General features: G+C 49.3%; 8 protein-coding genes. 5 read left to right on the forward strand and 3 right to left on the reverse strand.

Features of this window, described 5'->3' with window-relative positions; genetic code table 11:
• The first annotated feature begins 264 nt into the window (after positions 1-264).
• The 4 genes from AS151_RS10335 (at position 265) to AS151_RS10350 (ending at position 8,095) form a co-directional block, all read left to right on the forward strand.
• Positions 265-1,533 (forward strand): efflux RND transporter periplasmic adaptor subunit, encoded by a 1,269-nt coding sequence (locus AS151_RS10335; protein WP_211517569.1) that lies wholly within the window; start codon positions 265-267, stop codon positions 1,531-1,533.
• The gene (locus AS151_RS10340) at positions 1,530-4,775 is read left to right on the forward strand and encodes an efflux RND transporter permease subunit (protein WP_244532968.1); all 3,246 of its coding nucleotides are present in this window, start codon (positions 1,530-1,532) and stop codon (positions 4,773-4,775) included. The genes AS151_RS10335 and AS151_RS10340 overlap by 4 nt, the downstream gene beginning before the upstream one ends.
• Positions 4,776-4,854: 79 nt before the next feature.
• On the forward strand, positions 4,855-7,185 hold the full coding sequence (locus AS151_RS10345; protein ID WP_071516977.1) for a tetratricopeptide repeat protein: 2,331 nt from the start codon (positions 4,855-4,857) through the stop codon (positions 7,183-7,185).
• Between the two features lie 214 nt (positions 7,186-7,399).
• On the forward strand, positions 7,400-8,095 hold the full coding sequence (locus tag AS151_RS10350; RefSeq protein WP_071516978.1) for an A/G-specific adenine glycosylase: 696 nt from the start codon (positions 7,400-7,402) through the stop codon (positions 8,093-8,095).
• Between the two features lie 6 nt (positions 8,096-8,101).
• On the opposite strand, the gene AS151_RS10355 is transcribed toward AS151_RS10350, so the two are convergent.
• Both AS151_RS10355 and AS151_RS10360 read right to left on the reverse strand, forming a co-directional pair.
• Positions 8,102-8,494, reverse strand: coding sequence for a hypothetical protein (locus tag AS151_RS10355; RefSeq protein ID WP_071516979.1), 393 nt, complete (start codon positions 8,492-8,494; stop codon positions 8,102-8,104).
• Positions 8,495-8,542: 48 nt separating this feature from the next.
• Positions 8,543-9,472 carry a WD40 repeat domain-containing protein gene (locus AS151_RS10360; RefSeq protein WP_071516980.1) on the reverse strand — a complete coding sequence of 310 codons (930 nt, stop codon included), beginning with the start codon at positions 9,470-9,472 and terminating at the stop codon, positions 8,543-8,545.
• 81 nt (positions 9,473-9,553) lie between these two features.
• On the opposite strand from AS151_RS10360, the gene AS151_RS10365 reads away from it, so the two are divergent.
• Positions 9,554-10,435, forward strand: coding sequence for a DUF5895 domain-containing protein (locus AS151_RS10365; RefSeq protein ID WP_071516981.1), 882 nt, complete (start codon positions 9,554-9,556; stop codon positions 10,433-10,435).
• A gap of 39 nt (positions 10,436-10,474) precedes the next feature.
• Here the strand turns inward: AS151_RS10365 and raiA are convergent, their stop codons facing one another.
• Positions 10,475-11,125, reverse strand: coding sequence for a ribosome-associated translation inhibitor RaiA (gene raiA, locus AS151_RS10370; RefSeq protein WP_071516982.1), 651 nt, complete (start codon positions 11,123-11,125; stop codon positions 10,475-10,477).
• Positions 11,126-11,791 lie beyond the last annotated feature (666 nt).

Here is an 11,791-nt window from a genome sequence, read left to right on the forward strand (position 1 = left end):
CTTTCTTTTTATTAGGAGGTATTTGCCATAGGCTGTCAGGAAGGTTTTACAAAAGTTGACAATTTTAAGATTCTCAGTACCATAGGGGGTACTTCCTAATTTTTTTATTTTCGGTTTTGCTTCCATCCAACGACCGCCGGGGCGTTTCGCGAAACACCCCTTAGGGCAAGCCCTCTCGGTCCACCTCAGCATAAGCACCGAGATCGTTGCTGTATATTTCCCCCCCATATGGTTTTTCAAAATTTTCCTTTTCGCAAGCCTTCAGTGTCTAGAAAAATTTCCCTTAGTTTGTTTCTACTGAGCGGTTTGGTGCCCCTACTGAATGGGTGTGGTAATTTTTGGAATGCCCCCACTCAAGCACAAACTGAAGAGCGCGCCCGAGACAATTCTCTGCCGAAAGTACAAAGCGCGATCGCGCAGCAAAAAATTCTCAAAAAGCCGCTTATCTACCAAGGAACCACAGCACCGCAACAGGTGGTCGCCCTGCGATCGCAAGCAGAAGGACAGTTGCAAACCCTAACGGTAGATGTGGGTGACTCCGTCCAACAAGGACAAGTTCTAGCACAACTCAACGATACCCTTTTTAAAACCAATCTTACCGAAGCGGAAGCCGAACTAGCCAGTCGCCTCGCTGAAGTCAGCCGCGCCCAAAATCAAGTCAAAAGCGCAAAGATTCAACTAGAGCAAGCACAAGCCGAAGCCGAACAAGCACAAGCCGATGCCCGACGCTTAGAGGCCCTAGCAGAAAAAGGCGTAGTTCCCGAACAAAATGCCGATTTAGCCCAAACCGAATCCGTGGTTGCCCAAAAACAAGTCCGCGCCGCCCGGGAACAAATCCAAATCGAACAAAATGCTGTAGAAACCGCACAAGAACAAGTGCGTGCCCAAAGGTCTATTATCGCCCAAGCCCAAGAACGCCGTTCCTATACCACGCTGAAATCTCCCATTACCGGCGTAGTTTTGGAACGGGTAACCGACCCGGGAAACTTAATTCAACCGGGAGATGAAGTTTTAACCATTGGGGATTTTCGCAATGTCAAAGTGAGGGTTTCTGTTTCTGAGCTGGCTTTGGCGGATATTCGTCAAGGGCAGCAAGTCCAAGTGCGATTGGATGCCTTTCCCAACGAAACCTACACCGGGCGGATTAGCCGCATTTCTCCGGCTGCCAACGCCGAAACCCGACAGGTGCCTGTGGAAGTGATTCTTCCCAACCCGCAGGGGCGTATTGCTAGTGGTTTGCTGGCGAGAGTTTCTTTTCCCAGGCAAACTACCGAACGAGTTGTTATTCCAGAAACGGCTTTACATCAGGAAAACGAAGATAAAACGGCAACTGTATTTGTCTTGAATGCTCAAACCCAACCGCCAACGGTCAGGGCGCAAACCGTAAAAATTGGCGATCGCGCTCACAATGAAGTGGAGATATTATCGGGACTAGCCCCGCAAACCCGTTATGTGGTGCGCAGCAGCCGTCCTTTACATTCTGGCGATGCCGTGCGTTTGAGTGCTCTTTCAGGAAATACGAACCAAAAATGACAAATCAGCAAAAACCAATGGCTGGATTTAGTATCAGTGCGATCGCCATTCGCCGGCATATTGGCACCATTGCCATCACCCTAGCCGTCTTGGTACTGGGAACGCTCTTTCTGTTTCAAATCCCCGTAAACTTACTCCCGTCCATCACCTACCCCCGCATTCGAGTAGAACTCAGTGCCCCCGGCGTATCTCCAAAAGTAGCAGTGGAAGAAGTTACCAAACCCTTAGAAGAAGCCCTGCGGGGAACGGAAGGTGTAGTGCAACTGTACTCGGAAACGGAAGAAGGGGAAGTGGAGGTGGATTTATATTTTGAAGCTGGAGAGGATGTGGACCAGGCTTTGAACGAGACCACCGCTGCGTTTAACCGAGTTCAAGGGCGGCTGCCTGATATTGTAGAAGACCCGCGCATTTTTAAATTTGAACCTTCCCAACTGCCAGTGTACGAATTTGGGCTGCAATCGGAATCCCTGCAAGATGTAGACTTGCGCGTCTTTGCCGATGAAGAATTAGCCAGAGAGTTAAGCATCGTTGCTGGGGTGGCTTCGGTGAATGTTTCCGGTGGCGTAACCGAAGAAGTCAGGGTGGAAATCGATCCCATACGCTTGCAAGCCTTGGGGTTGGGATTGACTGATGTTTTGGACGAACTGCGCGATCGCAATGTGGATGTAGCCACCGGACGCTTATCCGGACAAGACAGCGAACCCCTGACGCGAACCGTAGGCAAATTCGACAGCGCCGAAGAAATTCGCAATGTATCTTTTTCCGTAGCAGGTGCTGACATTCCCATAACCGAGTTTGCCAACATCATTGATGGCACCGCCGAACAGCGCGTTTTCGTCACCCTCAACGGCGATCCGGCAGTGAAAGTGAGCGTACAGAAACAACCCACCGCCAACACGATACAGGTGGTGGATCGGGTCAAACAGCGTATCAACCAATTAAAAGAAGTGGGCACCCTCCCCGACGAAATGACCTTGGTCACCACCTTAGATGAGTCGGTCTTCATTCGCGATTCCATTCAAAACGTGGCCGTGGCAGGGATTACTGGTGCAACTTTGGCAGCCGTCGCCGTACTCCTATTTTTGGGATCGCTGCGGCAGACCTTTATCATTGTTGTGGGCATTCCTCTAGCTACCTTCACCGCCGTTTTGCTCATGCGCGGCTTTGATATTTCCTTGAATGTCTTTAGTTTGGGGGGATTGGCGTTAGGCGTGGGGATTGTCATTGATAACGCCATTGTCATGTTGGAAACCATCGCCGAAGGTGCGGGGATGACCCCAGGTTCCCCTGCTGTCGAACAGCGACGGTCGAAAAATTATATTATCGAACAAGCGGAAAATAGCAGCCGCAACATCGAATCTGCCTTGCTGGCAGCCACCAGTACCAACTTAGTCTCGGTGGTGCCTTTCTTGCTGATTGGGGGATTTTTCTCGCTACTGTTTAACGAACTTATCCTCACTATCAGTTTCGCCGTAGCTTCTTCCATGCTTATTGCACTGACCGTGGTTCCCATGCTGGCGTCTCGCTTGTTAGCCATTCCCCGTAGCAGCGGTTTATCCCATTTTTGGTTTTTGCGTCGCTTCAACGAACAGTTCCAATCGGCTACGCGCGGCTACCAGCAGGTTCTCAAACCAGTGCTGCGCCATCGGATATTGGTCATTGCTAGTGCTTTTTTGATTTTAGGGGGCGGTAGTTTTTGGCTGGCAGGAAAATTACCCCAGGAAATTTTACCGGAAATCAATACCGGGCAAGCGCGTATGTACGTGCAGTTTCCGTCAGGAACGAGTTTGACCGAGAACCGGAAAGTGATGCGGTTGATTGATGAAACATTATTAAAACAACCGGGCACCAAAAGTACTTTTACCACCGCTGGTGGCTATTTATTTGGAACGAGTACTTCCCCAGATGTTTTGGGTGGGTCGAGTACCATCGAACTCAAGTCGGGAGTGGATGTGGAAGCCTACATTGCCAGGGTACAACCAAAATTGGACCGGTTGAATTTGGTGGATACCCGGATTGCCCTGTTTCCCCAGGATGTGCGCGGGATTAATTTTAATAATTCTCCCACCCGGGAAGATGTGAGCGTAATTTTGCAGGGAGATGATACCAGTCAGTTGCAAAAAGCTGGCGAACAAGTACTCGATGCCCTCGATCGCGATGTTCCCGCTGCCAATTTTCGACCCGATCCGGAACCTCCCCAGCCAGAGGTACAAATTCTACCAAACTGGCAACGGGGGTCGGAATTTGGTTTAACTGTGAATGAAATTGGGGAAGCCGTACAAACAGCTGTGGATGGTGCCGTTCCCACCAGATTGCAACGCGGCGATCGCTTGGTAGATATTCGCGTACAGCTACCCGATGCTACGCTGACCTCGGTAACAGAACTAGAACAAGTGCCCCTGTTGGTGGGGGAGAATCAATCTTTAAAATTAAAAGATATTGCCGACGTTCGCTATGGCATGGCCCCTGCTGAAATTCAACGCCTCAACCAGCGCCAAGTCTATATTATTGAGGGAGATGTGGTAGAAGGGGCGAGTCTGGATGCCGCGATCGCACAAACCAAATCGGTTATTACCAAACTGGAACTCCCGGAAGGGGTCAGCATTGCCCCCAGTTCCGCCGAACAAACCAACCAACAATTGCAAAATGCCTTGAAACTGCTGGGAGGCTTGGCGGCATTTATGGTGTTTGTGGTGATGGCCGTTCAATACAATTCTTTCATCGACCCGTTGGTCATTATGCTAACGGTTCCCCTGGCACTTGCCGGTGGCATTGTGGGACTTTATATTACCAATACGGCGGTAGGTGCCACGGTTTTGGTAGGTGCGGTGTTGCTGGTAGGCATCGTGGTGAACAATGCCATCGTTATGGTGGAATTTGCCAACCAAATTTATACCAGAGGGAATGTTAGCCGTTACCAAGCCATGTTACAAGCGGCCCCCCAACGCTTGCGACCGATTTTGATGACCACCATTACTACGGTTTTGGGGATGTTTCCCCTGGCTTTGGGATTGGGGAAAGGTTCGGAATTTCTACAACCTTTGGGTGTGGTAGTGTTTTCCGGGTTGTCTTTGGCAACGCTGTTGACGCTGTTTATTATTCCCTGTTTTTATACGTTGCTGCACGATCTGTTTCGTTCTCCCAAAGCAGCAATGGACCCCCAAAAATGGGAAGCCATCTATCAATCGCAAACCAAGACCTATCCTTCTACCCACTCGGGACAAGCCGATTGGGAACCATAGCCTGCTACAATTAAGGAACTTGCGCCATCGGCGTGCAATAGTGTTAGCCTAAGAAGATAAGCGATCGCGAACGGAATCGATGAAGCGAAGGAGTCCTGCTCGTATTTCCTGGTTGGTATTGCTTTTCACCCTAGCGGCGGTGGGGCAAAACGCTGTAGCAACGAGCACACTAGCACAAACCACCGATACCCAAGAAACGTCCGAACCCAGTCCCAACACCTCCTCCCAACCAAGCAGCGATATGGCCTTTCAACGGGCAACGACGCTGTTAAATGTTTTATTAGGCGTATTGGTGCTGTTGTTGGCAGCCATGGTGATTGTGTTGTGGCTGCTGCGGCGTTCGGTGATTCGGGAAGTGGCGCAAGTGGTTAAATCCCATCTCAACCAGATGGAAGATTTGGAAGGGCAAATCGAAAAAATCACTTCCACCACCCAGCAAAAACTGGATGCGGTTGACGAACTGTACGAACAGCTACAGCAGCGATCGCAAAATTTCGAACAAGAAGTTAAAAACAGCGAAGAGACCATCGAACAGTTGCGTTCGGAACTCAACCGCAGCAAAGATGAGACGACATCGGAACTGGAATCGCTGCTAGCAACGGCTAAAGAAAGTTTGCAGAGTACGCGTTCGGCGTTGAACGAACAAATGGAAGCGGTCAAAGAGGAAGTGGACAGCCAAAAACAAGAAGTTCTTACCAGCCTCCAGCAACGCCAGCAAGACCTCAACAGCGAACTTTCCAATTTCAATCAAGAAGCCAAAGAACGCAAAGAAGAATTTTTCACGCAACTGGAACAAACCCAATCGCAGCTGCAGCCACAACTGGAACAATGGCAGCAGCAGACGCAAGAACAGGTGAAGCAGCAACAAGCAGAAATTGTTGAACGCCTGCAATCTACAGAATCGCAACTTTCCCAAGAACTGGAAAATTTGGGAGAACAGGTCCGCGAACAAAAGAACGAAACTCTCAAAGAGTATTCCCAGTCTCTGTCGCAATTTCGCGATCGCGTTTCCGAATTGCAGTCCATCGTACAAGGCAAACGGGATTCTACCCTGGAAAATTTAGAACAACTGGCGGACGATTTTTCCCAGCAGTTTTCCGAAATTGCCGATTCGGTTCGCGAGGAACAGCAAAAAGCCAGGCAAACGATCCAAAAATCGGTTTCGGACTTTACCCAACACTTACAAGAAGTTCAAGCCGATGCTGGCAACCGTCGCGATGAAATCTTAAAACGCATCGACGAGTTGGAACCCATGGCAGACCGCCTGGCGGAAGAGTTGCAATCGGAAGCGGAAAATCAAAAACAGTCTTTACGCGATCGCGTAGAACCTCTAGAATCGCAGTTTAAAGAACAGCTTTCCCAACTGGAAACCAGCGCCAAACAGCAGCAAGAAAACACCAACCAGCAGTTCCAGCAGCTACAAAACGACTTACAAAACCGTCTGGAAACGTTGGAATCGGACGCGCAAAACCGCAAAGAAGCCATTCTCAAAGAACTCGGGGAACTGTCGCCGCAATACCTGGCGGATTCGTTCACTACTGATGTTCAGAAGCAATTGCAAGAACTTTCCCAAATGCTGGAAACCTTGCAAACTAACCAGCCGCAGCTATTTTACAATGCCCAGGATTACATCGATCGCGGCAACCAATTGAGAAGCGATCGCAATTACGCCGATGCGATCGCGGCCTTCGAGCAAGCGTTGGATATCAATCCCGAAAACGTGGATGCGTGGTACTATTGCGGCATTACCCTCAGCGAAGCGCGTCAGTACGATAAAGCCGTACGCGCCTTCGATCGCGCTACCAGGTTGCAGCCGGAAAATTCCAAAGCCTGGTGCAATCGGGGGATTGCCTTGGGTCGCCTGCGTCAATACGATGAAGCGATCGAATCTTTTGACCGCGCCTTGGAAATCAATTCCGATTACCGGGAAGCTTGGGTGAATCGCGGCGTTGCTTTGGGGTCGTTGGAACGTTCCCAGGAAGCTTTTGAATCCTTCGACCGCGCGGTACAGGTACAACCCGACGATACCGTTGCCTGGCTAAATCGGGGATTGGCGTTGCTGGAGTTGGAACGCTACGAAGATGCTTTGGTTTCTTTCGACGAAGTCATTAGTCTCAACCCCGAATCTCAGAAAGCCTGGAACCAGCGTGGCTATGCTTTGATGAATTTAGGACGCGATCCAGAAGCTATAGAATCCTTCGACCGCGCTATCAAAATCAAGTCCGATTACGCTAGTGCCTATTACAACAAGGCTACCTGCCAGGTTTTGCAAGGCAATATCGACCCGGGATTGGAAAGCTTGCAGCAAGCGGTGGAACTCGACCCGCGCTATCGCGAAATTGCCCAAGCTGACCCCAATTTTGATGAAGTTTGGGAGGATGATTGGTTCCAGCAAATTCTGGAAGGATAGTTTCTGGGTAGGGGCGATCGCGAATTGCCCCTACAAAAAAGTGAAATTTTTTGCCACAACTTGCCCAAATGTGGTATTTTATTAGTAGACACTTTTAAATAATGGGAATAGACGCGATTTTCAAATAAAAGGCACTATTCCCATTATTTAAATTATAGGTCAACCGCCGCCAAAAATCAATCCCCAACCGCCAAAAAAATTTTCACCATCCAATATGGAATCGTTGCCAACAGAGAAAATTACCTGGTTCCAGCAGCAAATAATTGCTTGGGCAACAGAGAACCGGCGGGATTTTCCGTGGCGGCGTACCCAAGATGCCTACGCCGTCTTGGTGGCAGAATGCCTGCTGCAAAAAACCGGTGCCCAACAAGCCGTTGCTGTTTACGAGACAATTTTGGCGACATATCCCACCATCGAAAGCTTGGCAGCCGCCGACTTAGAGGAACTCACCAACTTGCTGCAACCGTTGGGATTGGCATTTCGCGCCCCCAGATTGCAACAAGCAGCGGTGAAGGTGCGCGATCGCTGGGATGGGCAAATACCAAGCACAGAAACCGAATTGCTAGAATTGCCCGGGGTAGGCAATTACGTAGCGCGATCGATTTTAGCCAATGCCTATTGCCAACCCGTTGCCGTATTGGATACAAACGTAGCGCGGATTTTAGAGCGATTTTTTGGTATCCAGGGAGAACGAGTCAAATCCAGGTGCAAAAAACTGTGGCATGTAGCCGAACAGGTCGCACCTGAGACAGAAGTTGGGCATTGGAATCTTAGCGTCATGGATTTTGGTGCTTTGGTTTGTACCGCCAAAAACCCTGCCTGTGGGAGTTGCCCGCTACAAGAACAGTGCTGTGCCTGGCAAAAATCCCCAGAAAAAGCGATCGCGCCACCACCGCCAGCATCCCGCTAAAGCCACTTACATTTGGTCGCGAAACGCCGGATGCCAAACCCTACCCCGATAGGTAATCACGCACTTTTGTGCCAACCCCAGGGTTTTCAGCGGAACAGCCAACTTGTAGGGATTGCGCCAGAGATTGTCAGCCGTATCCGGATCGGGGCAATCCACAAACAAACACAGTTGTTCTTGTACCATGCGTCTTTCCAACTGACAGTCTTCCGGAATTGCCGCCAGAGTTTTAAATCGCGATAGGGCATTGGTTTCTAAAGTCACCAAAACCTCCTTACCTTTTTGTATCTGAAGTTCGACTGCTACCTGTATTTCCAGAGTAACGAAGTCGTAGCTTGTTGTTTCCGAAACTGGGTAGGCGGATTTTGCTAGGGAAGCAAAAACAGTGCCGTTAGCGTTCAAACTTCCTCTGAAAACTCTATATTTTCTGTAAATTTTGATAGTAAAGCTTCAAACAAGTTGCCAAAGTTTTACCAAATTATCGTCGCTCCCTGTAGCGAACAAATGCCCTTGGGGATGAAACGCGGCGGCAAACACGTAGCTGTTGTGACCGGATAAGGTAGCCTGCACAGTTGGTTCGGCTGCCGACATATCCCAAATTTTGCTCGTTTTATCCACGCTGGCACTAGCTAGCCACCGACCATCGGGAGAAAAAGCAATACCGCGAACGCCATCGGTATGTTCGGCGAGGGTATGGACGAGTTCTCCGGTTTGGGTGTGCCATAATTTTACCGTAGCGTCTAAGCTCGCACTAGCCAACAAGTCCCGATGTGGATGGAAACAAATATCTTCAATGGGATTTTGGTGACCGGAAAGGGTTGCCGTGGCTTCGCCAGTTTCTAAATTCCACAATTTCACCGTTAAATCCCAGCTACCACTAGCGAGCATTTGACCGTCAGCGGAACAAGCCACCGAAACAATGGGTTGGCGGTGACCGGTGAAAGTTGCTTGCAGTTCGCCGGTTTTGAGTTCGGTGAGTTTGATGGTTTTATCCCAGCTACCGGTGACCAGGAATTTTCCTTGAGGGTGAAATGCGATCGCTTCTACAGGTTTTTGGTGAACGGCTAGGGTGGCAATTTCCTCTCCCGACTCCGTTTCCCACTCCCAAACCTTGACTCTACCTTCAGAATCGCTACTGGCAATGCAGTCACCCTGAGGAGAAAAAGCAACGGCATTGACGAAATCGTCGTGACCCACCAAAATCGGACCTTCTTCAAAGGTTTCTGATGGCGTCGTTGGTAGTTGCCACAATTGTACCGTGCCGTCGATGCTGCTACTTGCCAGCCACCGACCATCGGGACTGAAATCTAAGGAGACAACAGCGGCTGAGTGTGCTTCTAAGGTATGCTGGCACGGCCAGGTGTTTTGGATCTGGTTCATTGTTTATATTTTGTTATAAAATGGTTCCCCCTAAAATCCTATACTAAGCTGAGAGCCAACGAGATTGCAGGTGGGAAGATAATGGCTACCAACTTGGAATTTGACTTTGAAGACGAACAGTTTAACGCGCCCCCATCAGCGGTGTTGCCTTGGTGCCAAATGATTAACCCTGTGGTGCGTCATGGGGAAATTCAACCTTACGGATTAGCGATTTCCGAAGAGAATAAGAAAGCGGCTCGGGTGAAGCTAACAGACGAATGGGAAGAAGTGGAGTACGAATTTAGCTCTGGGGAAGTTGTCAAACTGCACATGACCACAACGCCGCGTTTGTTGGTTTTGCATCGCGGACCCATTTCCCTGAAAGAACGGGAAACTGGCATGACCGTGGGGCGCTTATCAGACCATTATGAAGATTTTCTTGCCGATCGCCAACGGTTTAAACCGTTTACCCGCTATTTAATTTTTCTGGTGGGAGAAAACAAAGAACTCCTACATCAGGAACCTTTGCGCATGACCCTCAGCGGTGCGGCTGGTGCAAGCTTTGGTATTGCTTACGGCTACCGACAAGGCGTCAAAGGAGAAGGGTTTACGCACGAGTTAGAACAGGCTTATGCCGAATTTCGGGGTCAACCCTACATGCCGAAAAGCGCTCTATTTCACGCACATGGCATTTTCTGTCCGTTCCTCGATGCAGTAGAAAAAGGCAGCGGCAGTGCCAGAGCTTTGGTGGCAACCACGGTGGATTTCGAGCATCCCACCGGGAGCAATATTACAAACTATTTAATTCCTTCCAACTCGCCCACCTCGCAAGTGCTGCGCCAGGCGTTTGAAGAGTACCAAGATTTCCTGCAAGATGCCAAGGATACCAGTAAAGAGCGAGACGAGGAAGGTTCCTTCGCTGACAATTCCAGTTCCTACGATTATTCTTTTGCGAAGGATCTTTATAGCGAACCTCCCTATTAAAGTGGTATCGGGTGGGGCATCCCCACCCGACGGGCACCTTTACCTGTTCGCTACTGACGAGGCATCGCTTTTTTCAGCTTGGCTGGCTGAATAACCGTTCTGAGCGCCGTTGTTGTTCTTCCGGGGGAGTATCAAACCGTAGCCACCGTGGTTGCGTTCGTAGATGACGTTGATTTCGCCGGTTTCCTGGTTGCAGAAAACATAAAAATCGTGGTCCACCAGTTGCAACTGTTCCAAAGCTTCTTGTACGGACATGGGAGGCATGGCAAAGTATTTGGTACGGACCACACTTTCTGGCAGCTCCGGCGCGCGATCGCCAACTAGATCGTTTTCCACAGGGCGATCGGGAAGCATTTCGCTGGTTTTGGGTTGGTGGTGTTTCTTTTTCTTGCTGTTGCGTTTTTCTTTATACTTGCGCAGTTGTCGGGCAATCTTATCGCTGACGAGATCGACGCTAGCGTAGAGAGATTCGCTGCTTTCTTCAGCGCGAATAACCGTGCCGTTGGCGAAAATTGTCACTTCCGCCGTCTGTTTGTTGTTAATGCTGGGATTGCGTGCTACGGACAAATGCACGTCCACTTCCATGGTAATGTTTTGGAAATGGTTAACAGCTTTTTCTAGCTTTTGACGCACGTATTCGCGAATAGCGTCGGTAATTTCGATATTTTTGCCGTGAATAACAAGCTTCATAAATCAATCCTCCCGCTAAACAACCCATTTGTTACCAACGGTGGCTGAGGTGGGCTACAAGCCAAGCGTGCCAACGCTTCGTTCCCTCAAATCCAGCGGTTAACCTGGGGGGAGAGCGGGGCGGGTGTTGCCGCTTCCCTATACACTTGGTTCATTTGCCCGTTTTTTCCCGTGCCAGGGGGAAACCAACAAACGGTGCCGAAATTTGGAGAGTGCTTCCAGCCACAACCCTCCTGCAATTCAAGTATTGTACGATGGTTTTTCTGCTAGAAGCAAAAAAAGAGTATAAAAACCTTTCCCCGTTGACTGTCAAATGCCAGGGGCAGTGCAGGTTTTTGACTGGAAAAATAGTTCTTTAGATGCTTTTTTAAAGCGGCTACTCTCCTAACAAAAAGTACGCGAGCGCGATCGCCTCGAACATCAATCTCCTGTCATAAAACTTCCTTTATCAAAAGGGAGCAAGTCTTGATGGCGAGTTCGATCCGTGCCCTGAAATCGATCCTATATTTACCCTAACACCTTGTATTGTAGAAAACAAAGCCTCCGTTGGTGTGTTTAAAATACTTTTCATTCCTTGAGATTTTGTTATGTTTTTTTAGGAAATTTTTGTCCCATATGTAAAATTTCCCCTTGATTTTTTGTCCTTAATTGTATATAGCGATCGCC

It is taken from the genome of Geitlerinema sp. PCC 9228 (genome assembly GCF_001870905.1).
Lineage (GTDB): Bacteria > Cyanobacteriota > Cyanobacteriia > Cyanobacteriales > PCC-9228 > PCC-9228.